The sequence below is a fragment of the Streptomyces sp. AC550_RSS872 genome (genome assembly GCF_019049285.1).
In the GTDB taxonomy this organism is placed as follows: Bacteria; Actinomycetota; Actinomycetes; order Streptomycetales; family Streptomycetaceae; genus Streptomyces.
Window position 1 is genome coordinate 1 of the sequence record NZ_JAGMUL010000050.1, and the last position, 23827, is coordinate 23827.

A 23827-nucleotide genomic window follows, 5' to 3' on the forward strand; every position below is an offset into this window, starting at 1 on the left:
GGTGGCGGCGAGGGACGGTGCCGAGGCGGCGGAGGACCGTGCGGAGGCGGCGAGGGGCGGTGCCGAGGCGGCGGAGGACCGTGCGGAGGCGGCCGGGCACGGGACGTCCTCCCGGTCTGACACGATGGTCGTATGCGTGCGCGATACGGAGTACCCCTGGGAATCACGGCGGTTGGCGCCGCCGGTCTGCTGTACTCGGCGGGCTTCGAGGCCCGTTCCTTCCGCCTGCGACGGGTGACGATCCCCGTCCTGCCCGCGGGGATGCGTCCGCTGCGCGTGCTCCAGGTCTCCGACATCCACATGGTCGGCGGCCAGCGCAAGAAGCAGCGCTGGCTGCGCTCGCTGGCCGGCCTGCGCCCCGACTTCGTGATCAACACCGGCGACAACCTGTCCGACCCGGAGGGCGTGCCGGAGGTGCTGGACGCGCTGGGCCCGTTGATGGAGTTCCCGGGCGCGTACGTCTTCGGCTCGAACGACTACTACGGCCCCAAGCTGCGCAACCCCGCCCGCTACCTGCTGGAGAAGACCCAGGGCCGCCATGGCCTGAACGGCAACCCGCCGGCGGTCGGCGCGATCCACAACCCGTGGGAGGACCTGCGGGACGGTTTCGACGCGGCGGGCTGGCTGAACCTGACCAACACACGGGGGACGCTCAAGGTCGAGGGCGTGTCCGTGGAACTCACCGGCCTGGACGACCCGCACATCAAGAGGGACCGCTACCAGCAGGTGGCGGGCGGCCCGTCCGGCGCCGCGGACTTCGCGATGGGCGTGGTGCACGCGCCGTACCTGCGCGTCCTGGACGCGTATACGGCGGACGACTACCCCCTGATCCTGGCCGGCCACACCCACGGCGGCCAGCTCTGCATCCCGTTCTACGGCGCCCTGGTCACCAACTGCGACCTGGACACGGACCGCGTGAAGGGTCTGTCCACGCACACGGCGGAGGGCCGTACGTCCTACTTGCACGTCTCGGCGGGCTGCGGCACGAACCGCTACACGCCGTTCCGGTTCGCGTGTCCGCCGGAGGCGACGTTGCTGACGTTGGTGGGGCGGGAGTAGGGGCGGGAGTAGGGAGCACCGGGACGGCCAGTCGGGCGTAATCCCGTAACCCGCACGGACCACCCATATCGCCCGTTTCGCCCATCCTGCTTAGCGTGAAGGGCATGACCGCCCCGATACCCAGGGACATCCCGGACCTCCCCGCGATACCGGGCATCCCCTCGCTGCTGCCCTCCCACGTCCCCGCCACGGCGGTGGTACCCCCCGTACGCCGCCCCCTGGTCGCCACGTACCGCCTGCTGGTCGCTCTGACGGCAGCGGCAGCGGTGACACTCGAGCTGGCCCTCGGCAGCCCCCTGCGCACCTTGAGTCACTTCGCGATCCAGAGCAACATCCTGCTGGCCGTGGTCCTGACCCTCTCGGCCCGCCGCGCCCTGACCGCCCGCCGCCCCCTCCCGTCCTCACTGACGGGCGCCACCCTGCTCTACGTCATCGTCACGGGCCTGACCTACCACGTGCTCCTGGCCAACGAGGCGAGCCCCTACATGCTGCCCGGCGTCCTCACGGGCGAGGCCACCGGCCCGACGGGGTGGCACGCGATCACCACCCAGGTCCTGCACACGGCGACGCCGATCGCGGCCCTGCTGGACTGGCTGCTCCTGACGGCCCCCGGCCAACTGCACCTCCGCCCCGCGGCGACCTGGATGCTCTACCCCCTCACCTACCTGGCGTTCACCCTCGTCCGAGGCGAACTCCTCCTCCCCGGCACGCCGGCCCGCTACCTCTACCCCTTCCTCGACGTGGCCCAGCACGGCTACCGCAGCATCCTCGCCAACGCCCTCCTCATCGGCCTCGCCAGCTACGCCCTGGCCATCCTCCTCGTGGCCCTCGACCACGCCCGCCCCAACCCACTCCGCCACCGCGCGAAAACCGGATTTCGTCTCCAGCGACCGGTGGGCTAAAGTAAACGTCGTCGCCGCGAAAAGCAGCGACATCGGGGTGTAGCGCAGCTTGGCAGCGCGCTTCGTTCGGGACGAAGAGGTCGTGGGTTCAAATCCCGCCACCCCGACAGAGAAATACCAGATCAGGGGCCTGATCCACCAAGTGGATCGGGCCCCTGACGGGTTTCTGGAGATCGTTTGGGAGAAATCTGGGAGAAGATCTTGTCGGGTTCTCCCAGGGGATGACCGCCGAGGCTGTGGTCAGTGCCGCGGCTGAGGGCACCCGACCTGCGCGTTCGCGAATCCAGCTCCGTGGCTGACCAAGAACACCATGCCCAGCCGCCTCAACGGCCGTTAGGATCACGACACATGGCAGGCCATTACTCAGCGCGTCCTCACGACCACGCCCGTGCCCTCGCCCAGCGAGTGCGTGCGTTGCGGGAGGCCCGTGGGTGGACGCGTGAGCGGCTCGCGAAGGAAGCGGGCATCGCCGTCGGGACGCTGGCCCGTCTGGAGAGCGAGGGAGCAATTCAGCCAGGTTTCTTCACCGTCGGCGCGGTCGCTGAGGCTCTTGAGGTCTCCCTCGACGAACTCTTCCGGGAGACCAAGGTCGCTCCCGGCCTTTGGTCCGCTGGGTACGAAGGCCGGGACATCGACTCGTTCGTCGCCTCGCTCCTCGACAGCCGTATTGATGTCGTGGCGGACGTACGACTCACGCCGATCAGCCGCAAGAAGGGCTTCAGCAAGACCCGCCTCGGGGAGGCGCTTGCCGAGGCTGGCATCGAGTACACGCACCTGCGTGGCCTGGGCAATCCCAAGGACAACCGGGCGCCGTTCTGGGACGGCCGACTCAATGTAGGCAGGGCCCGGTTCCGTGGCGTGCTGCGGTCTGAGGAGGCCCAGTCCGACCTCGATCGCCTCGCCGAGCACGCTCGGCAGTCCAGGGTCGCGGTGCTGTGCTTTGAGAAGGACGAAAGCCGTTGCCACCGGCAAGTCGTCCTGGAGACGGTCCGCAAACGGGCCTCCGTACCTGTAATTCCCCTGGCCTGACTTCAGCCCTCGCTCCTGCACGCGCCCTTGCCGATGGCGCATGCCTCTCCTCCAATCGGATCGGGAGATCGCTGGAGGGGGCACCCATGGGATCGGGGAATCGGCAGCGCGCACGGATCATGATCACGGTCAAGACATATCCCGAGCTTTCCAACAAGTACCGCGAGACCAGCTGTGTGGCGGGCATACGCCTGGATCAGGGGACACCTCAGCACGTGCGGCTCTTCCCTGTGCCTTTCCGGCTCCTCACCGAGGACGCCCAGTTCTCCAAGTACTCGATCATCGAGGTCGACGTCGAGCCGCACGGTCGGCGGGACTCACGGCCCGAAAGCCTGCGGCCGAACCTCGGCACGCTCGAGATCGTGGGCGAGGTTGCGGCGGGCGGAGACTGGAGGGAGCGGTACAAGTACGTCGAGCCTCTCGTCGCGCCGTCCTTGTGTGCCATCAAGAGGGACCAACAGGAGTACGGAACCTCGCTTGGCGTTTTCCGGCCCACTGATGTCAGCTTCCGGCTGACGGCAGCCGAGCGCTGGTCCGAATCCAAGGCGGCACTGGCAGGGCAACTGGACCTCCTGGAGCAAGACTTGGCCCCGCTTGAGTGGGTGCCGCTGGAATTCCGCTACCGGTTCCGCTGCGCGGACGCTGGCTGCCCGAGGCATGACATGGCACTGAAGGACTGGGAGGCCGGTGCGTCGTACCGCAAGTTCCGGCGCAAGTACGGCGAGGACGCTGTACAGGAGAAGCTCCGGGATACCTGGCACGACCGCATCTTCACCCCGGACCGTGCCGTCCACTTCTTCGTCGGCAACATCGCGGCTCACCCCAGGACCTTCATGCTGCTGGGCCTCTTCTACCCGAAGGCGAGTGTCGTCGAGTACGTCCAGGACAGCCTGTTCGGCGACTGAACCACGTGTCCTCACTACTCTCGCGACAGTTTGTTTGACGTCCAATGGCTGATCTCCGTAGAGGTAATAGGCAGAGCACATGACCGAACGAACTACCTACCTCGACCCTGACCCCCGCGACTGGCGCTCCCGGAAAGTCCGTGTCCGGCCCCACCGCTGGTACGCCACGGTCGAGCTCGACCGCGATGGGTACGTCGACACCGCGACCTCTCAAGGACACGACCCTGAGCTGCCCGCTGCCTACAGCGAAGCTGTCGCCAGGGCTCGAGACGCGTACATCGACCGCATCTGGTACGACGGTTACTCGGGCGACTTCTCATGGGGGAACGGCCCGCGCTGGGTCACCCTGTTCGTTCCGTTCCCACACGTCGAGGCAACGGTCGAGGCGCTCCGCTCAGCGGAACTCGACCACGACTACAGCAGGTTCCACGCGCTCGCCGACTCGCTGGCGCTTCCCGTCGATGACTGGCTTGCTCCCGGCGAGCGAGAGCTGATCCGCGGCATCGATTTCGACCCGCCGCCTGGCGCGTTCCTGAGGTTCCTGCGGGGCAAGGCCATGAAGTGCGGAGTACGCCTAAACGGTCGGGCGACCGCCGGGAGCGTGTGGATCCGCCCGACACTTCCTCCCTTCGAGAAGCAGATACGGGAGAAGTTTCCCGAGCGGTACCCCGGGTGGGTGGACCGCTGGACCGGGTACGTCGAGCGGGAGGATGCGTATTTCCGGCCCTGGGTGGGCGGCAGAGACCAGAACCTCAGTTACGGCGCGAAGCCCGTTCAGTTCCGCGCCGTGGAGACGCCGAACGGCGGGGACTGCCCCTGCGGTATGAACCTGCGGGACAACGGTAAAGAGCACACCACCCATCACGCAGCATGGGCATTCGGCATCCGAGCGCCCAAGAACCTGATGTGGTTGAGCAGCGTGGCTGTTGTGACGTCACAGTCACCTATCGCGTGGCGGAAGCTGGTCTACCAGGTGGCGCGAATGCCGCAGAAGGAGAACCACTACGACTTCAACTCGTGGTCCCACCTTGATGAGCCTGAGGAGACCCCGGACAACGTACGGGCATACCTGTTGAAGTCAAACGACTACGTCATCGGTTACCTGGCCGCCAACGACGCCAGTCAGCACGGCCACTGGGATCTGATCCAAGGGTCCCCGCCCAGCGACGAGGACGACACCACCCTGCGCCCGCGCATCATCCTGATCTGGGTGGCGGACGTCTATCGCCACCAGGGCGTCGGCGCCGCGCTCGTCCAGGCACTCGCGGACGACTTCGGATGCCACGTTGCCGATGTGTCCTGGTCAACGCCGATCAGTGACGCCGGCCAGCGCCTCGCACGCCGGCTCTCACCCGACGGCATCTGGTTCAGCTGACCTACAGGCAAGCTTCCGCGCCGCCTGATCAGCGGACACCGGTCCGAACAGCGGCCGGTCCTGTGCCTCGTGCGGTGAAGCCCAGATCTTGAACGAGCCGGAGGCTAATGTTGTGTGTCTTACGTCGGCGCATGCGCGGCCCGGGAATTGTGGTTGCCACCGGGTGCATCCGCCTCAGGGGCGATCACTGGCAGGGGGCAAGTGGAGCCGAGAAGCGCAGCCGCCGCAGGGAGAGACTTTCCCTATACGGCGGGGACGACCTGCTACATCGAAGTCCACGAGGACGGCAGAGTCACTCACGGGGACTCACGGGCTGCATATGAGCGGGCCGTTGCGGGCACGTCCCGCCTGTTCGCCGTATGGCCTGGCCAGTGGTCGAGCGATCTCTTCCTGATCGACGACCTCGATGAGTACGCCAAGGCACATGGGATCAAGCACGATCAGGATCGCACCGGGCTCAGCGAGCACGTCCACGATGTGGCGTGGACCGAGGAGACGGCCTTCAGCACCAACCCTCGCAGCCCGTACATCAGCATCTGCCTCACGATGAAGTGCGGGTGCGAGATCCGAAACTTGGACGCCTTCGCCAAGCAGATGCGGGAGCAGCAAGGTTGGAACGTCGCCACCAGCGTCGGCTGGGGCAGTAGTAGCGGCCCGGAGGGAACGACCTATTCCCTGCGGGTGCGGCGGAAGAGTCTCGGCGCCTGATCGAAGGGACCCGTACGTTCCCTGAACCCCACCGAGTATGTGAAGATCTCAAGGAGTCCGGGGAGGGAATATGAACGGCGACTGGGTTTCAATCGACTTCGAGACTGCCAACTACTGGCCGGGGAGCATCTGTTCGGTCGGTATGACAGCCGTTGTGGCCGGAAAGATCACGGACCGGTTCTCCACATTGGTGAACCCTCCCGGTGACGGAGGCTTCACGGCGTACAACACCTCCATCCACGGCATCACCGCGCAGATGGTCGATGGAGCGCCTGCCTGGCCAGCGGTTCTGCGGCAGATCCTCGACTTCGCCGACGGCCGCCCGTTGGTCGCCCACAACGCTGCTTTCGACTTCGGGGCATTGCGCGCAGCCTGCACGGAGACGGCGGTCGAATGGCCCGGGGCCCGGTATGCCTGCTCCCTGGTCGTCGCCCGCCAAACGTGGAGGCTGCTTGCCTATCGCCTTCCGTTCGTAGCTGAGGCTGCCGGCGTACCCATGACGGGCGCCCACCACGATGCCCAAGCAGATGCCGACACGGCCGCTCGCGTCATGCTGGCCGCCATGGCCGTGCACGGCACGGACAAACTCGATGATCTGCTGAGGAAACTCCAGATCCGTTACGGCCAGCTTTACCCGGACTCCGGGTCCTGGTCGAACTGTCGCCGCCGCGTCCAGGAGAAACGGCAGCCCATCCCGACCGCGAATCCGGAGGCAGACCCCGAGGGCCCCCTGTACGGCCGCCACGTCTGCATCACCGGCACGCTGAACTCCCTGTCCCGCGCCGATGCCCAACAGCGACTGGCAGACATCGGCGCGCAAGCCACAGCGGGGGTGAGCCGCAAGACCGACATCCTGGTCGTTGGCACCGCCGACCCCACGCGCTTCGCCCCCGGCATGACGCTCAGCGGGAAGCATCGGAAGGCGCAGGAACTCCTGGATGCCGGGCATGAGATCGAGGTCATCTCCGAGACCGACTTTCTGGAGCTGCTTTCCCTGTCCGCCAGCAGCCCGGTGAGCGCGGAGGCTCTGCGTCAGGCAAAAGCGCTGCCTCTCACGGAGGCAGCCGCCCAGCACGCGAACGTCAGCGTGGAGATTGATGATCACCGCTTCCGCTACTACATCACGGACGCGCCCGTGATCAGCGATGAGGAGTTCGACCAGCTGGTGCTGGGGAGAAGGGCACTTGAGAAGGCGCATCCCTCCCTTCGGCAATGACCTGTCGTCTCTGCTGGCCGTGTAGGCGCCCTCGTAGACACGCTGGCGTATGAGCATCGGACCGCCACTCTCCTACGGGGAAAGGGGCGGTGCCCCGCGACAGTGTGGCGGGGCACCGTGGAGCTATCGGAGAACGGCTGCGCGTGCGCGCAGAAGGTCGTTGAGGACGCGCACCGGTGACGTCGGGCACAGGGCCAGGCGGACGTCGAGTGCTGCCTCCCACTGCTGGGTCAGGCCGAGCATGATCCGTTCTCGCATGCCACGGGTGACGTGGGCGTAGCGCGCGGAGACCGAACCGTCGAGGTGACCCATACGCTCGTCCATGAGCACCTTCTCGGTGCCCAGGTCCTCCATCATCGTCCGGTGAGTGTGACGGAGACCGTGGGGTGTGAGGCCCTTGGCGATCGGGAGCCAGCAGGCATCAGCGCGATCGGTGGCGCCGCGCCCTCGTGCGGGGACGCCAGGCCACGGCCCGCCGAGGATGGGAACGGGGCGGGCCTCCTGTGGTGCCTTCTTCGGGTACCAGCCGGAGACCGCCGGGGTGAACAGCCAGGTGGCGAAGCCGTTCCTGCGCCAGTGGGCTGCGTGCTCCGACACCGTGCCGCCCCGCACGAATCCGAGGTCGGCTATGGCCTTCTGGACCCGCACTCGGGTGGCCTCGGCGACTCGGTCGGGTCGGTTGAGGACGTTGGAGACCGTCCCCGTGGACACGCCCGCCAGCCGCGCGACGTCGATGAGCTTCGCGCCCTGGTGCCCACCGGTACGCGCTGCCCCCTGGCCCCGGAAGACGTACATCCTCCCGTGGCAGGGGCAAGGCGTCGGCTTAGTACGGGCGATGTGGTCGAAGACCAGGGACGACAGCCAGTCCATCGAGTCGATGTTGCGGTAGCTGTCGTCCTTCGGCGGACAGCGCCCGTCAGTAACCCTCAACTACCGCAGTTACACCACTCGTTTGACAGTCCCCAGCCCGGGTGCTCTTCGGGGCCTCGCTCATCTTCTGTTGTGCCTCCATAGGACAGGGCCGCGCCCTGAAGGGCGCGGCCCTGTGGAACCGGGGTGATGGGGAGTTCCGGCGGTGGCCTCTGCCTCGCGCTTGAGGAGTTCGACGTACTGCGCGATGTACTCCGGCGGCACGAGACGGCGACGGCCGATGCGGACGGTCTGAAGGTTGAGATGCGGCTTCCAGGGATCTTGTGCTGTCCGCCTTCAACTTCTAGGATCCACGACGTTCGAAGGTTCGGTTCACGTTCGCAGTATCGAACATGGCGCGGCCGAAGCGGCTTTCGCGTGGTGTACATGCCGGGCATGACAGCACCCGCATCATCCGTCCCAGCCCCGATCGCCTCCTGGAGCTTCGTGTGACGTCCCCCGCACAATGCCCACGCCCGCGCCTGTGCCGCGCGGCCGTGCTCCTCCTGTCAGGCCTGGCGCGGCCGGCCCGTCGTCCAACTCGTAGGCGGTGCCTGGGACACGCCGTATCCCAGCCCCGTCCTGCCGCCCCCACCCCGCCAGGTCACCCCACTGACCGGCGTCGGCACCTTCGACGGAACGACCGTGAAACCGAAGTGGGAATGGAACCACAATTCGGACAACGGCAAGTGGTCCGTCAACAACGGTCTGACCCTGCGCACCGCGACGGTCGCCAACGACCTGTACTGGGCCCGCAACATCCTCACCGACCGGATTCAGGGACCCACCTCCACCGCGACCATCCAGCTGGACTACGCGACGATGCGCGATGGCGACCGGGCCGGACTCGCCCTGCTGCGCGACCTCTCCGCGTGGTCGGCATCGAACGAGACGGCGGCACCACACGGTTGTGATGGTCAACGGCTCGACCATGGACAGCAATTGGAACACCACCGGCTCCGGCACCGGCACCGGCACCGGCACCGAAGTCGCGAGCGCCAACGTCACGGGCGGTCGCATCTGGCTGCGCGCGGCCGCCGGCATCCGCCCCGGCGCCTCCCGTCCGGGAACCTTCTCCACAGCACCGACGGGACCAACTTCACCCGCCTGGGGCCCGCGTTCACCATGGGCGACACCTGGCAGTTCTTCATGGGCTGCCGCTTCACCCTTACCAACTACGCCACGCGGACACTCGGCTGCTCCGTCCGCATCGCACGGTTCGCGCTGACCACACCCCGAGCGCAGCAACGTCCCTCTCCCCGCATCTGACCGGCTGCTCAGTCCCCGAGCCGCAGCACCAGGAAGGACCACACCATGTCCAGTACCGACGTCCACAGGCCAATGGCTCCCCCTACCACGGTGAGACCACCCGCCACCGGTACGAGACTCGCCCGGGCAACCTGGGTGCTGATCCTCATGTTGGCGTTCGCCGTCCTTCCTGCCGCGGTGCATCCCACGGCGGCCAGGGCCGACAACCCGATCGTGCAGAACGTCTACACCGCCGACCCGGCCCCGCTGGTGCACAACGGCCGGGTCTACCTCTACACCGGGCATGACGAGGACGGCTCCACCTCCTCCTTCGTGATGAAGGACTGGCGGGTGTATTCCTCCGCCGACATGGTCAACTGGACCGACCACGGCTCACCGCTCAGCCTGAACACCTTCAGCTGGGCGGGCGCCAACGCGTGGGCCGGCCAGGCCATCGAACGGAACGGCAAGTTCTACTGGTACGTACCGGTGACGGTCCGGGCGACCGGCGCATTCGCCATCGGCGTGGCGGTGGCGGACAGCCCCACCGGACCGTTCCGGGACGCCCTCGGCCGCCCGCTGCTGGAGAACACCGAGTTCGACCCGACCGTCTTCATCGACGACGACGGTCAGGCCTACCTCTACTGGGGCAACCCCAACCTGTGGTACGTCAAGCTGAACGCCGACATGATCTCCTACTCGGGCAGCCCCACCAGGATCCCGCTCACCACCCAGGGCTTCGGAACCCGCACCGACAACCCCGACCGTCCCACGCTGTACGAAGAAGGGCCGTGGGCCTACAAGCGGAACGGTCTGTACTACCTGGTGTACGCGGCCAGGTGCTGCCAGGAGTTCATCGCCTACTCCACGGCACCCAGCCCGACCGGGCCGTGGACCTACCGTGGAACAGTCATGCCCGCCCAGGGCAACAGCTTCACCAACCACGCGGGCATCGTGGACTTCAAGGGCAGTTCGTACTTCTTCTACCACAACGGCGCCCTCCCGGGCGGAGGCGGCTTCACCCGCTCGGTTGCGGTGGAGAAGTTCTCCTACAACGCCGACGGCAGCATTCCGACGATCAACATGACGAGCGCGGGTGCCCCGCAGGCCGGCTCACTCGATCCGTACGTCCGCCAGGAGGCCGAGACGATCGCCTGGGGTTCCGGGATCGAGACCGAATGGTCCAGTGACGGCGGAATGAACGTCGGCTGGATCGAGAACGGCGATTACACCAAGGTCAAGGGAGTGGCCTTCGGGGCCGGCGCCTCCTCCTTCGCCGCACGCGTCGCCTCGGCCACCAGCGGCGGCACCATCGAAGTGCGCCTGGACAGTCCGAGCGGGTCGATCGTGGGCCGGTGCGGTGTGCCGAACACCGGTGGCTGGCAGGCCTGGAGAACGGTGACCTGCCCAGTGAGCGGCGTGACGGGAACCCATGACGTCTACCTGACGTTCAGCGGCGGCAGCGGCTTCTTGTTCAATGTCAACTGGTGGCAGTTCACCCGCGCCGCGTAACCGCACCGCGTTGACTTGCTCCTCGGGCTGAAGCCCGAGAACACCCGTGTCGGGACCGCTTCGCGCGCTCAGCGCGCCGGAGGCGAGGGACGCTGAGCCCTCAGGATCGCGGCCAGGACCACGGCGTAAGTGTGCCGGGTGGCGGTGGCGCATGACGAACTCGTCGGCATCTTCCGTACCGACGGCCAAGACGGTGATGGGGTGAAGGTCCCGGAACTCAGGACCTTCACCCCATCACCTGGGAGAGGATGGATCACACCGCGCCCTCGGCGACCGGGGCGTCCACGGCCGGGGCGTCCTCGACCGGAGCGTCCTCGACCGGGGCCTCGTCAGCCGGGGCTTCCTCGACCGGGGCTTCCTCGACCGGGGCTTCCTCCGCGGGCTCCTCCTCAGCCGGGGCCTCGTCGACGGGCTCGTCCTCCGCGGGGGCTTCCTCCGCCGGGGCTTCGTCAGCCGGCTCCTCCTCCGCGGGAGCCTCGTCCGCGGGCTCCTCCTCAGCCGGGGCCTCCTCCGCCGGCTGCTCGTCCTCCTTGTTCTCGTCCTCCTTGTTCTCCTCCTCGCCCTTGTTCTCGTCCTCCTTCTTGTCCTCGTCCTTCTTGTCCTCGTCCTTCTTGTCCTCCTTCTCCATCTCCTCGACCTTCTTCTCGTCCTTGAACTGGTTGTTGTTGTTGATGTTGATATTGATGTTGATGATGTTGATGTTGTTCTGGACGAAGAAGTTGCCCTTGTTGTGGCTCTCGACGAAGTAACGGGGGTGGCCGTTCTTCATCGCGTAGAAGCAGTCGTGGTCGTCGTCCCAGTAGAACTTGATTTCCTTCCACCAGCACGAGTACTTCTCGTCCTTGTCCTCCTTGAAGTGGTCCTTGTAGTACTTCTTGTCCCAGCAGTACTTCTTCTTGTCCTTCTTCTTGTCCTTCTTCCCCTTGTGCTTGTCCTTGTCCTTGCCCTTCTCCAGGGTCTTGGTCACGCCCGAGTCGGGCATCGTGGTTGCCGATGCCGAGCTGGCCGGCAGGATTACGGCACCGCCGATGACCACGGCGGATGCGGTCAGGGTCGCCAGGCCCAGCGTCCGCTTGCCAACGACGCCGTCACGCTTGCGGGTAATGCGGTTCATGATTTTCTCCTCGTGAAGTGAAAGGCGCTTTTCTCACGCCCCGGGGCCTCGGTCTCTTTGCGGTGTTTCCGGTGAGGCCCGCACTTCAATGAAGCCGGAATCTCGGAGCTGGGTCATGCTCCGAAGACTCGGGACTTGACGGAGGAGAAAAAGGTGCGTAAAAGAGGCCCGCGGTCGGTCCCGACGCTCGGTCGAGGACCCATTCGGCCGCGACCAGCGCCCCGGCGGACTAGCGGACCAGGAACGTGCGGTCGCTGTACGCGACGGTCGCGGAGAACTCGGTGTAGATCGGCCTCGCGGCCGGGCACGCCGTCCGGGCCTGCCGCCTCGTCCGCTCCACGGCACCACCTCGGCGATCGAGCTCCACGACGCGGACGGGCGCTGCGTCGCACTGATCACACCGTTCGGGATCGTCAGTAGCGAGGTGCACACGGCGTGGGAACTCCTCGCGGCATCGCTGCCGGGCTGACCGCGGCGTCCGGCACCGGTCCCTCCCCTCGTGGGGACCGGTGCCGGACGGCGGCGAAGTGTCGATCCGTGCCGTCCCGTGCGGACGGGTCAGCGCGGATCGAACGGCACGTGGGCGGCGCCGGAGGCGGATGGCTGCCGCGGAAGGTGAACCTGCGGAAGGTGTCCGAGAACATGCGGCGCCATGAGTGGTCTCTCCGGGCTCCGGGCTGGTGGCCTGCCTGGGTGACGCGCGAGGGATGCGCACTTGCGTCGTGATCCTGCCAGCCGAAGGGTGCGCGCGAGGAGCATCCGGTCTCCGGAGGCCACTCTTACCGCAGGTCAGCCGTATAAAGTGAGTTTTCCGGTCCGGATGTCCAGGTGCGGCGGAGTAAGGAGTGGAGGCCTTGAGTTCCGACTCGGCGGCGCGCACAGCCTTCGCGGAACGGCTTGCGCTGCTCTACAAGGAGGCCGGTAACCCTCCCCTCAAGAGCGTGGCCGAGGCGGTCGTCCGACTTCAGCGGGTGGACGAGCGGGGGCGGCCCGTACGGGTGTCCGCGCAGCGGATCAGTGACTGGCGTCGCGCCAGGAACGTGCCCGCGCAGTTCGCCGCGCTGTCGGCCGTCCTGCACGTCCTGATCCCGCCGGCCCGGCGCGCGCGGCCCACGCCCGTCTCCGCAGGGCTGTACGACCTGGGCCAGTGGCAGCGCCTGTGGGAGCGGGCGACGTCAGGGGAAGAGGAGGAGCAGACTCCGGCGGTCGAGGCCCCTGCCGTGGCCGGCGGGGTGTGTCCGTATCGGGGGCTGGCCTCGTACCGGCAGGAGGACGCCCGCTGGTTCTTCGGCCGGGAGCGGAGCACCGACGCCCTGGTCGCCCAGCTCCGTGCCGTGGAGAAGACCGGCGGCCTCGTCATGCTCGTCGGCGCCTCGGGCGCCGGGAAGTCCTCCCTGCTGAACGCCGGTCTGGTGCCCGCCCTGCGGAACGGCGTGCTGGGCAAGGAGGGCGGCGGGCCGGCCGGCCCGGTCGTGCAGCTGGTGCCGGGCGCCGATCCGCTCGGCGAGCTGACCCGCCGCGTGCCGGAACTGGCGGAGGTCGTCGCCGGTTCCGAGTCGAGGGCGTCGGAGGAGCCGAAAGAGTCGGAGGAGTCGGGGGAGTCGGGGGGTGTGAGCGGGCCGGCGAGGCCCGGCGGCGGCGTCGACGGAGCCTACGGGACCCGCGCGGACGCCCCCGCCACGGATCTCGCGCACACCACCCGCGCCGCCGTCCTGGCCTGGGCCCGGCGCGAGGCCTCCGCGTCCACGGCTCCGACCACGCCGCCCGTCCTGATCGTCGACCAGTTCGAGGAGACCTTCACCCTCTGCCCCGACGAAGGCGACCGCCGTACCTTCATCCAGCTCCTGCACGCCGCCTGCACCCCCGCCGAACCCGGCGGCCTCCCGCCCGTCCTCGTCGTCCTCGGCATCCGTGCCGACTTCTACGAGCAGTGCCTGGCCCACGCCGAGCTGGCCGACGCGTTGCAGCACCGGCACATGGTGCTCGGCCCGCTGACCACCCCGGAGCTGCGGGAGGCGGTGACCGGGCCGGCCAAGGCGGTGGGGCTGGAGCTGGAGCCGGGTCTTGCGGAGCTGATCGTGCGGGAGGTGAGCGCCGACGGGCCGCGCGGGACGCCTGACGCGGGGGTGCTGCCGCTGCTGTCGCACGCGCTGCTCGCTACCTGGCAGCGGCGCAAGGCGGGGCGGCTGACGCTGGCCGGGTATCGCGCGGCCGGCGGGATCCAGGGCGCCGTCGCCGCCACCGCCGAGCGCGCCTGGTCCGGCCTCGACCCGGCGGCCCGCACCGCGGCGCGGCTGCTGCTGCTCAGGCTGGTCCGGCTCGGCGAGGACACCCAGGCGACCCGGCGGCGCGGGACGCGGCGGCAGCTGGCGGCGGAGTCGACGGATCCCGGGAAGACGGAGGAGTCGCTCGAGGCACTGGTGCGGGCCCGGCTGGTGACGCTGGACGCGGAGACCGTGGAGATCACCCACGAGGCGCTGCTGCACGCCTGGCCCCGGCTGCGGGACTGGATCGGCGAGGACCGGCAGGGCAATCTGCTGCGCCAGCGGCTGGAGGAGGACGGCCGGGCCTGGGAGGGCTCGAACCGTGACTCGTCGCTGCTGTACCGAGGATCCCGGCTGGAGCAGGCCCACGGCTGGGCGAGGTCCGCCGGGCACACCTTCCTGACCCGGAGCGCGGTGGAGTTCCTGGCCGCCTCGGTCCGGCTGCGCCGCCGCACGGTGTGGATCATGCGGAGCGCGGTCGCGGCGCTGGTCGCGCTGGCGATGCTGGCCGTCGGCGCGGCGGTGGTCGCCTGGCAGCAGCGGGACGACGCCATGTTCGCGCAGGTGCTCGCCGAGGCCGACCGGTTCCAGTACACCGACCCGTCGCTCTCCGCCCAGCTCGACCTGGTCGCCCACCGGCTGCGCCCGGACGACGAGGACGCCACCAGCCGGCTGATCTCGATCGTGAACGCGCCGCTGGCCACGCCCCTGCTCGGCCACACCGGCGCCGTCTACCTGACCACGTTCAGCCCGGACGGCAAGCTCCTGGCCACCGCCAGCTACGACCGGACCGTGCGACTGTGGGACGTGGCCGACCCGGAGCGCCCCAAGCCGCTGGGCAAGCCCCTGACCGGGCACGAGAGCTGGGTGAGCAGCGCCGTCTTCAGCCCGGACGGCCGCACGCTCGCCAGTGCCGCGGACGACGGCACGGTCCGGCTGTGGGACGTACGGGACCCGAGCCGGCCACGCCCGCTCGCGGCTCCCCTGACCGGGCACGACGGCACGATCTACCTGGTCGCGTTCAGTCCGGACGGCCGTACGCTCGCCTCGGTCAGCGAGGACCGGACGGTGCGGTTGTGGAACGTGGCGGATCCTGAGCGGCCCAAGGCGCTCGCCACGCTGAGCGGCGCCGAGGCCGCCGTGCGGTCCGTGGCGTTCAGCCCGGACGGCGAGACGCTGGCGGCCGGAGGCGACGACAAGACGATCCGGCTCTGGGACGTGTCCGAACCGGCCCGGCCGCAGGCGCTTTCCACGCTGACCGGGCACACCGCCCTGGTGCACTCGGTCGCCTTCAGCCCGGACGGCCGCACCCTCGCCAGTGGCAGCGCGGACGACACGGTCCGGCTGTGGGACGTGACCGATCCGCGCCACGGCGGCCAGCTCGGCGCCCCGCTCACCGGGCACACCGGCCCGATCTGGTCGGTGGCCTTCAACCCGGCAGGCACCATGCTCGCCGCCGCCAGCGCCGACAGCACCGCGAGCCTGTGGAACGTCAGCGACCGCGCGTATCCCTCGCAGGTCGGCGAGCCCCTCGCGGGCGCCAGCGGGGAGATGTACGCGCTCGGGTTCAGCCCCGACGGCCGCACCCTCGCCACCGGCAGCGGTGACAGCAAGGTGCGGCTGTGGTCGATTCCGACGGCGGACATGGTCGGCGGCAACGGCGCGTTCCGGCCGGACGGCAAGGTGCTCGCGACGGCCGCGCGCGACGGGCGGATCCGGCTGTGGGACGTACGGCATCCCGCCCGGCCGGTGGCGCTGAGCAAGCCGTTCCTGCCCGGGGACACCGGCCAGCGCTCCCAAGTGTTCTCGCCCGACGGCCGCACGCTCGCGGTGACGACGGGCGAGCAGAGCGTGCGCCTGTGGAACGTCGCCGACCCGGCTCACCCGGTCTCCTACGACTCCCCCATCACGCTGCGCACCCGCTTCATGGGCCCCGACGCTCTGGCGTACAGCCCGGACGGGCGCACGCTGGCCACCGCCTACGACGAGCGCACCATCCGGCTGTGGGACGTCAGCGACCCCGCTCATGTCGTGCCGCTCGGCCCGCCGATCACCGGGCACGGCGGCTATATCAACTCCCTCGCCTTCAGCCCGGACGGCCGCACCCTGGCCAGTGGCAGCGCGGACGCCACCATCCGGCTGTGGAAGGTGACCGACCCCCGCCGTCCCACCCTGTTCGGCGCCCCGCTCACCGGTCATACCGGGCCGGTCAACGCACTGGCCTACAGCTCGGACGGCCATACGCTGGCCAGCGGCAGCGACGACGACAGCGTGCGGCTGTGGGACGTCACCGACCCGGGCGCGGCGGCCCCGCACGGCGCCCCGCTCAGCGGCCACACCGAGGCGGTGGTCTCCCTGACGTTCAGCAAGGCCGGGCGCTATCTGGCCAGCGGCGGCAACGACAACACGGTCCGGTTGTGGAACGTCGCCGATCCGTCCGGCGCCTCGCCCATCGGCCAGGCGATGAGTCCCAACGCCAAGACGGGCAACTTCCTGTCGTTCAGCCCCACGGGCCACATGCTGGGTGTCTCCAGCGGCACGGACACCGTCCGGCTGTGGAATCTGGACGTCGACCAGGCGGTCCGCCGTGTCTGCGGGACGACGCAGGGCGTGCTGACCCGGGAGACGTGGCACGAGTACCTGCCCCGGCTGTCCTACGAGCCGCCGTGCGCGTGACAGCTCCGCACGGCCCGTGACGGGGCCGGAACGCTGTGACATGACGGGGGCCCACCGGACAGCGGTTTCCGTGATCCCGATCACAACCCCTCCTCGCAGCGGATCAGGCGGGTCCCGTGAGGCAGGCAGCCTTGTTACTGTGGGTGCAGCCCGATCGCTGGTGCATCCCCCGTCGCCAGCGATCGGGCCTTCTCATGCCCCCGGGTCATGTCCCCGGGCAGGGGTCGTGAGGGGTCGTGAGGGCTCGCGAGGAGTCGTACGCTGATCCTGTCCGACCCCGGACAAATAGCCGGTGACCGCCAGTGCCGAAGGCGTACGAAGTGATCACGGACGGACTGCGACGCCCCCGCAGTGCGCTGCTCCGCGACAACCACCGGCACCAGTGGGAGAAGGACCGGGCCCGCCGCCCCCTCACCACGCGGGCCGCGACCGGGGCCACGGAACACGATTCCGGCCTTCGGGTGGGCGACCTCGTCTTCCACGCGCGCTACCGCGAGGTCTGCGCGCCGCCGCGGCTCGCGGCCGTGTTCGGCGTACCGGAGGGGATCCCCCTGCTGGAGCGCACCTACCGGACGCGGTGCGCCGCCGAGAGCGCCCCGTTCAGCCTGGTCACGTCCTACCTGGTCCGCGCGATGATCGCCGCCAACCCCGACCTGCTGGACGACGCCAACGAACCCTGGCCGGGCGGCACCCAGAACCAGCTCTACACGGTCGGCATCGAGGTGGGCCGCGTCGAGGAACGGGTCACCGCGCGCCCGCCGACGCCGCGCGAGAGACGGGAGCTGGACCTGCCGCCGGGGACGTCGGTGATCCTGCTGCGCAAGACGTCGTACGACATCACCGACCGCGTCGTGGACCTCTCCGAGGTCACGCTGCCCGGCGACCGCGCCGAGCTGCTCTTCACCACATCCCTGGAAAGGTGGTGAGTGCGGCCGTGACCCGGCGCATCACCGTCGTCACCGCTGTCCACGGCCCGTCGGCGGTGTTCCTGCCCGACGCCCACAAGTCGCTGTGCGAACAGGAGTTGCCGGCGGGCTGGGAGTGGCAGTGGGTGATCCAGGAGGACGGGCAGACGGACGCGGTCCGCCCCTACGTCCCCGACGACACACGGGTGACCTTCCGTCAGGGCCGCCCCGGGGGCCCCGGCGTGGCGCGCACCATCGCGCTCGCGCACACCGAGGGCGAGTACGCGAAGATCCTGGACGCCGACGACCAGCTCACCCCGGGCGCGCTCGCCCGCGACCTGGCGGTCCTGGAGGCCGACCCCGCCATCGGCTGGACGACCTCCCGGGTCCTGGACCTCCTGCCGGACGGTTCGACGGCCGGTTTCCCCGGCGACCCCGACGACGGGCCGATCGAACGGGGCGCCGTACTGGACTTCTGGACGGCGAACGACTTCCGCGCCCCGGTCCACCCGGCGACCCTGTGCGTACGCCGGGAACTGCTGCTCGCCCTCGGCGGCTGGATGGCCCTGCCGGCCTCCGAGGACACGGGCCTGCTGCTCGCGCTGGGCTCCGTGAGCCGGGGCTGGTTCTCGGCGGAGGCGGGGCTGCTCTACCGCAAGTGGGACGGCCAGATGACCGGCCAGCCGGCCCACGTCGACCCGGCGGAGCGGCGCGCCCGGATGGCCGTGGTGGAGGCGAGGGCCCGGGCGCTGGCCTCCTTCGGGTGGCGGTGCCCGCCCGCCGCTCGCTGAGGGCGACGGCCCGGGAGGGGGCTCGCGCTCCTCAACGCGCTTGGTCGAAGGGGAGGTCGAGCATCCGGATCGCGTTTCCGCGCAGCAGCTTGTAGGCCACCTCGTCGGAGAGCCCGCCGACGTGCTCCTCGGCCACCCGCTTGGTCTCCGGCCAGGTCGAGTCGACGTGCGGATAGTCCGTCTCGAAGGTCGCGTTGTCGACGCCGACCGTCTCGATCGCCTCGATGCCGTGCTTGTCGCGGAAGAAGCAGCAGAAGATCTGGCGGTAGTAGTACGTCGACGGCGGCTCCGGGATCAGGTCCTTCACCCCGCCCCACGCCCGGTGCTCCTCCCAGACGTCGTCCGCACGCTCCAGGGCGTACGGGATCCAGCCCATCTGCCCCTCGCTGTACGCGAGTTTCAGCCGGGGGAACTTCACGAGCACCCCGGAGAAGAGGAAGTCCATCATCGACGCCATGGCGTTGTTGAAGGACAGGGACGCCTGGACGGCGGGCGGGGCGTCGGGCGAGGCGGCCGGCATCTGCGAGCTGCTGCCGATGTGCATGTTGACGACCGTGCCGGTCTCCTCGCAGGCCGCGAAGAACGGGTCCCAGTAGCCGCAGTGGATGGACGGCAGCCCGAGATAGGTGGGGATCTCGCTGAACGTCACCGCCCGCACCCCGCGCGCCGCGTTGCGGTGGATCTCCGCGACCGCGAGGTCGATGTCCCACAGCGGGATCAGACACAGCGGGATCAGCCGGCCGCCGCTGTCACCGCACCACTCCTCGACCATCCAGTCGTTGTAGGCCCGCACACAGGCCAGCCCGACCTCCTTGTCCTTGGCCTCGGCGAAGGTCTGTCCGCAGAACCGCGGGAAGGTCGGGAAGCAAAGCGAGGCCTCGACATGGTTGACGTCCATGTCCGCCAGCCGCGCCTTCGGATCCCAGCAGCCGCGCCGCATCTGCTCACGCGTGATCCCGTCGAGCGTCATCTCGTCCCGGGAGAACCCGACGGCCGCGATGATGCGCTTGTACGGGAAGAGGTCGCCCTCGTACTCCCACCAGTCGGTGATCTGACCGTCCGGGTCCGTGGTGAACCGGTACTTCCCACCGACGTAGGCGAGTTCCCCGATCCCGGCGGTGAGGGGCTTCGGACCCCGGTCCCGGTACTTGGCCGGGAGCCAGGTCTCGAAGAGGTGCGCGGGCTCGATCACGTGATCGTCCACGCTGATGACCTTGGGCAGGTCCTTGGTGCCGCTCTCGGTACTGGCCACGCCACGCCTCCCGAATCTGACGGTCCATCAGATTCAGGGTAGGGGGCGTCCCCGGGGGCGGCAAGAGACGGTCCTCGTCAGCTGTTCCAGCTCTCGTCGTACGGATCCGTCGGTTCCGGCACCGGCTTCGCCTCCGTGACCTCGATGTACGGGATCGGACCGCCGTTGACCGGGTCCTCGGCGCGGCGCGGGGTGTAGGTGCCGGTCACCCGGAGCCAGGTGTCCGGCTGGAGCACCGGTGGGACCTGGCCGGTGAGGGCGACCTTGACCGGCTGGGCGTCGGCGGCGCAGCAGTTGAGGGCCATACGGACGAGGTAAGGGGTGCCGTCGCGGTTCAGGGCCAGAAAGCCGGTGAGCTGGATGCGGCGGCCCCGCAGGGAGCGGCCGTGGTCGTAGACGGCACGGCCCGCGTAGTCGACGACGCTGAGCCGCAGGGGGTCGGCGGCCGGGAGGTCGGGGTAGGCGAGGGGTTCCTGGAGGGCCGTACCGGTGCGAGTGGCGCTGTAGGAGCCGAGGGCGGGCGGGGCGACGAGGATCAGGGCGAGGAGGGGGAGGACGAGGAGCCAGGAGACTCGGGGCTCGGGGTGGGCGTGGCTGCCTCGATGGGGGGTTCCCTTCTCTCGCCGCGCGCGCTTGCGCTCGTACCAGACCGTCGCCACCGCCGCCGCGATCAGTACCGCGCCCGACACCAGCACCAGCGGGCGCAGGCCCGCTTTGACGTACCGCAGATAGAGGTCGGTGCTGCCCGCGTGCAGCAGGGACGCGCCGAGCAGGAACAGGACTGCCGACTGTGCCTGGCGGTTCAAAGGATCACCCACCCCGTCAGCACCGACACCACCACGGCCAGCGTGAAGGTGGCCGGGGCGAAGCGCAGGGCGAAGGCCCGGCCGAAGGTGCCCGCCTGCATCGCGAAGAGCTTGAGGTCGATCATCGGGCCCACCACGAGGAAGGTGAGCCGGGCCGTGAGCGAGAACTGGGACAGCGACGCCGCCACGAACGCGTCCGCCTCCGAGCAGATCGACAGCACCACCGCGAGGACCGCGAGGGCGAGGACCGACAGCACCGGGTTGTCGGCGGCAGCACGCAGCCAGCTCTCCGGGGCCACCGCCTTGAGCGTCGCCGCCGCCATCGCGCCGACCACCAGGAAGCCGCCCGCGTGCATCACGTCGTGCCGGACGGAGTTCCAGAAGGCCTCGCCCTTGCTCTGGCCGTCGTGGGACGGGTGGGAGGGCGGCTTCAGCCAGTCGGTGCGGCCGAGGCGCAGCCACAGCCAGCCCATCGCGCAGGCCACCAGCAGGCTGGCGACCAGGCGGGCGAGGACCATCTCCGGGTTGCCGGGAAAGGCGACGGCCGTCGCCGTCAGCACGATCGGGTTGATCGCGGGGGCGGACAGCAGGAACGCCAGCGCCGCGGCGGGGGTCACTCCGCGCCGGACCAGCGCCCCGGCCACCGGCACGGACGCACACTCGCAGCCGGGCAGCACCGCGCCCGCCGCCGAGGCGACCGGGACGGCGAGGGCGGGACAGCCGGGCAGGGCGCGGGCGAAGAAGGACGGCGGCACGAACACCGCGATGGCCGCCGACAGCAGCACGCCCAGCACCAGGAAGGGCAGCGCCTGCACCATCACGGCGACGAACACCGTCGTCCAGCTCTGCATGACCGGCGCGGAGAGCGCACGGCGGATCGGGCTCTGGAGCAGCACCAGGACGACCATGAGCATGGTGAGGAGGAGGGGGGAGTTGAGGTGCCGGCCCTCCTGCCCGGCCCCGTCGGTGTCCGGCCCGGCCCCCTCGCTCTCCTGCGGGGCCGTTTTGGTGATCGCCACGGACGAGGTACCTCCGGTGGTGCGGTAGGGCGCTGGTTTCCCTCCCCTCCTGTACGGGCTGCGGGGCGGGAATGTTCAGTCGAGAGGTTCGGGGAGGTTCCGGGGCGAACGGCCGCCGGTGGAACCACCCGTCACTATGGGGCAGTCTTTTACCTCGTGGGGAGCGTTCCGAATCAGCGGTTGGGGAGTGACACGGCCGCGCACATGGTGGTGTGCGGCGACGACGGGCTGGCGCACCGGCTGGCCGCCGAGTTGCGCGGGGTGTACGGCGAACAGGTCACGCTCGTCGTGCCGCCCGCCGAGCGCACGGTACGGCCCCCCGTCGTGGGCCGGGCCCGGGCCGCGTCGGCCGCGCTGCTCGGGGCGGTGACCGCGGCCGTCAGCCGCGCGAACGGCGGGGCCGGCGGCAGCGAACCCGCCGGAAGCGTCCGGGTGGTGGAGGCCGGCGAGGCCACCGAGGCCGCCCTCGCCGACGCCGGTGTGGAACAGGCCGCCGCACTCGCCCTCGTCTACGACGACGACGAGACCAACATCCGCGCCGCCCTCACCGCCCGCCGCCTCAACCCCCGTCTCCGGCTCGTCCTGCGCCTGTACAACCGCCGGTTGGGCCAGCACATCGAGGAACTCCTCGACCAGGCCGCCGCCTTGGCGACGGGTGTGGGGGACGCCGGCCTGGACGCCTCCACGACCGTGCTGTCCGACGCCGACACGGCCGCCCCCGCGCTGGCCGCGACGGCTGTCGTCGGCACCACCAAGGTCGTCCAGACGGACGGTCTGTTGCTGCGCGCGGTCGAACGCCCGCCCCTGCGCCCCGGGCAACCGCCCGCCGCCGGGCTGGCCACGCTGGCGCTGCTGTCCACCACCAGCAACGATCCGGCCGGCGCGGACGGTTCGGAGAGCAGCGGCGAGCAGGGGCCGCTGCTGCTGCCGGACACGGAGGCCGTCCAGGCGGCGAGGGGCCGTGGCGCGGTCGTCCTGGAGCAGGTGTCGTACGCGGGTCCGTCCCTGCCGTCGGGACGCGGCGTCGTACCGTCGTTCGCCTCGCTGTTCTCGCGGCGGCTGCGGTGGTCGCTGGCCGGGCTGGTCGGCTGTGTCGCGGCACTGGCCGTCGCGCTGACGGTGGTGACCGGCGAACACCCGCTGCACGCCACGTACATGACCCTCCTCGACCTCTTCGCCATCAACGAACCCGCGCTCCACCAGTCCCTGGCCCGCCAGATCCTCCAGCTCCTGTCCGGGCTGATCGGACTGCTGCTGCTCCCCGTGCTGCTGGCGGCGGTGCTGGAGGCCCTCGGCACCTTCCGCACCGCCTCCGCCCTGCGCAAACCGCCGCGCGGGCTCGGCGGCCATGTCGTCCTGCTCGGCCTCGGCAAGATCGGCACCCGGGTGCTGACCCGGCTGCGGGAACTGCATATCCCCGTGGTGTGCGTCGAGTCCGACCCCGACGCCCGCGGGATGGCGACGGCACGGCGGCTGCGGGTGCCGGTGGTGCTCGGGGACGTCACCCAGGAAGGCGTCCTGGAAGCCGCCAAGATCCACCGGGCGCACACGCTCCTGGCGGTGACCAGCGCGGACACCACGAACCTCGAAGCCGCCCTGTACGCCCGCTCCGTCCGCCCCGACCTGCGGGTGGTACTGCGGCTTTACGACGACGACTTCGCCACCGCCGTCTACCGCACCCTGCGCGCCGCGCACCCCCACGCCCTGACCCGCAGCCGCAGCGTGACCCACCTGGCCGCGCCCGCCTTCGCCGGGGCGATGATGGGCCGCCAGATCCTCGGCGCGATCCCCGTCGAGCGCCGCGTGCTGCTGTTCGCGGCGGTCGAGGTGGCCGGCCAGCCGCAGTTGGAGGACAGGACCGTCGGCCAGGCCTTCCGGCCGGGCGCCTGGCGTGTCCTGGCCCTGGACCGGGGCTCCCGCGAACGCCGCGAGGAACCCGCGGTGGAGGAGGCCTACGAGGACGGCCGGGCGGGCGGCGCCTCGGGGTGGGTGTGGGACCTGCCCGATACGTATGTCCTTCAGAAGGAGGACCGCGTGGTCCTGGCGGCGACCCGCCGCGGACTGGCGGAACTCCTGGGCAGACGGCCGCGGGAGTGGGAGGGCGCGTAGCGCCCGGTGGCGCGCGCTCCCTCGCCGC

At 69.7% G+C, this 23827-nt stretch carries 18 protein-coding genes, 1 tRNA gene and 1 pseudogene; 14 read left to right on the forward strand and 6 right to left on the reverse strand.

Going from position 1 to position 23827, the window contains the following annotated elements:
- Positions 1-132: 132 nt before the first annotated feature.
- From KUM44_RS21085 to KUM44_RS21120, 8 genes are all read left to right on the forward strand, one after another.
- The gene (locus KUM44_RS21085) at positions 133-1059 is read left to right on the forward strand and encodes a metallophosphoesterase (RefSeq protein WP_217209821.1); all 927 of its coding nucleotides are present in this window, start codon (positions 133-135) and stop codon (positions 1057-1059) included.
- A gap of 104 nt (positions 1060-1163) precedes the next feature.
- Complete coding sequence (locus KUM44_RS21090; RefSeq protein WP_217209823.1) at positions 1164-1961, forward strand: Pr6Pr family membrane protein; 798 nt, start codon at positions 1164-1166, stop codon at positions 1959-1961.
- A gap of 33 nt (positions 1962-1994) precedes the next feature.
- Positions 1995-2068 (forward strand) — tRNA-Pro (locus KUM44_RS21095).
- A 241-nt stretch (positions 2069-2309) separates the two neighbouring features.
- On the forward strand, positions 2310-2990 hold the full coding sequence (locus KUM44_RS21100; protein ID WP_217209825.1) for a DUF488 family protein: 681 nt from the start codon (positions 2310-2312) through the stop codon (positions 2988-2990).
- A gap of 86 nt (positions 2991-3076) precedes the next feature.
- Positions 3077-3895, forward strand: coding sequence for a hypothetical protein (locus KUM44_RS21105; protein ID WP_254389844.1), 819 nt, complete (start codon positions 3077-3079; stop codon positions 3893-3895).
- A 79-nt stretch (positions 3896-3974) separates the two neighbouring features.
- Positions 3975-5270, forward strand: a complete 1296-nt coding sequence (locus KUM44_RS21110; protein WP_217209827.1) for a GNAT family N-acetyltransferase — start codon at positions 3975-3977, stop codon at positions 5268-5270.
- Positions 5271-5471: 201 nt separating this feature from the next.
- Entirely contained in the window at positions 5472-5978 is a 507-nt protein-coding gene (locus KUM44_RS21115) for a hypothetical protein (protein WP_217209829.1), read from the forward strand.
- Between the two features lie 70 nt (positions 5979-6048).
- Complete coding sequence (locus tag KUM44_RS21120) at positions 6049-7194, forward strand: exonuclease domain-containing protein (protein WP_086605145.1); 1146 nt, start codon at positions 6049-6051, stop codon at positions 7192-7194.
- Between the two features lie 123 nt (positions 7195-7317).
- Here KUM44_RS21120 and KUM44_RS21125 read toward each other — a convergent pair.
- Positions 7318-8106: pseudogene (locus KUM44_RS21125) on the reverse strand (LacI family DNA-binding transcriptional regulator); the annotation flags it as partial.
- A 609-nt stretch (positions 8107-8715) separates the two neighbouring features.
- On the opposite strand from KUM44_RS21125, the gene KUM44_RS21130 reads away from it, so the two are divergent.
- Positions 8716-9372 (forward strand): hypothetical protein, encoded by a 657-nt coding sequence (locus KUM44_RS21130; RefSeq protein WP_254389856.1) that lies wholly within the window; start codon positions 8716-8718, stop codon positions 9370-9372.
- 8 nt (positions 9373-9380) lie between these two features.
- Here the strand turns inward: KUM44_RS21130 and KUM44_RS45565 are convergent, their stop codons facing one another.
- Positions 9381-9521, reverse strand: coding sequence for a hypothetical protein (locus tag KUM44_RS45565; RefSeq protein ID WP_254389845.1), 141 nt, complete (start codon positions 9519-9521; stop codon positions 9381-9383).
- Between KUM44_RS45565 and KUM44_RS21135 the strand changes: the two genes are divergently transcribed.
- Entirely contained in the window at positions 9520-10863 is a 1344-nt protein-coding gene (locus tag KUM44_RS21135) for a glycoside hydrolase family 43 protein (RefSeq protein ID WP_254389846.1), read from the forward strand. The genes KUM44_RS45565 and KUM44_RS21135 overlap by 2 nt on opposite strands.
- A gap of 253 nt (positions 10864-11116) precedes the next feature.
- Here the strand turns inward: KUM44_RS21135 and KUM44_RS21140 are convergent, their stop codons facing one another.
- Positions 11117-11977, reverse strand: a complete 861-nt coding sequence (locus KUM44_RS21140; protein WP_217209833.1) for a hypothetical protein — start codon at positions 11975-11977, stop codon at positions 11117-11119.
- A gap of 845 nt (positions 11978-12822) precedes the next feature.
- Here KUM44_RS21140 and KUM44_RS21145 point away from each other — a divergent pair.
- From KUM44_RS21145 to KUM44_RS21155, 3 genes are all read left to right on the forward strand, one after another.
- Positions 12823-16917, forward strand: coding sequence for a WD40 repeat domain-containing protein (locus KUM44_RS21145; protein ID WP_217209835.1), 4095 nt, complete (start codon positions 12823-12825; stop codon positions 16915-16917).
- 302 nt (positions 16918-17219) lie between these two features.
- Positions 17220-17843, forward strand: a complete 624-nt coding sequence (locus tag KUM44_RS21150; protein ID WP_217209837.1) for a UTRA domain-containing protein — start codon at positions 17220-17222, stop codon at positions 17841-17843.
- Positions 17844-17851: 8 nt separating this feature from the next.
- Positions 17852-18613 (forward strand): glycosyltransferase, encoded by a 762-nt coding sequence (locus tag KUM44_RS21155; RefSeq protein WP_217209839.1) that lies wholly within the window; start codon positions 17852-17854, stop codon positions 18611-18613.
- A gap of 31 nt (positions 18614-18644) precedes the next feature.
- Here the strand turns inward: KUM44_RS21155 and KUM44_RS21160 are convergent, their stop codons facing one another.
- The 3 genes from KUM44_RS21160 to KUM44_RS21170 form a co-directional block, all read right to left on the reverse strand.
- Positions 18645-19865: an amidohydrolase family protein gene (locus tag KUM44_RS21160; protein WP_217209841.1), complete on the reverse strand. Its 1221-nt coding sequence runs from the start codon at positions 19863-19865 to the stop codon at positions 18645-18647.
- 77 nt (positions 19866-19942) lie between these two features.
- Positions 19943-20671, reverse strand: coding sequence for a TIGR03943 family protein (locus KUM44_RS21165; RefSeq protein ID WP_217209842.1), 729 nt, complete (start codon positions 20669-20671; stop codon positions 19943-19945).
- A complete protein-coding gene (locus tag KUM44_RS21170) occupies positions 20668-21690 on the reverse strand; it encodes a permease (protein WP_217209843.1) in 1023 nt (340 codons plus the stop codon). Before KUM44_RS21170 ends, KUM44_RS21165 begins: the two co-directional genes overlap by 4 nt.
- Positions 21691-21894: 204 nt before the next feature.
- Between KUM44_RS21170 and KUM44_RS21175 the strand changes: the two genes are divergently transcribed.
- The gene (locus KUM44_RS21175; RefSeq protein ID WP_217210051.1) at positions 21895-23799 is read left to right on the forward strand and encodes an NAD-binding protein; all 1905 of its coding nucleotides are present in this window, start codon (positions 21895-21897) and stop codon (positions 23797-23799) included.
- Positions 23800-23827 lie beyond the last annotated feature (28 nt).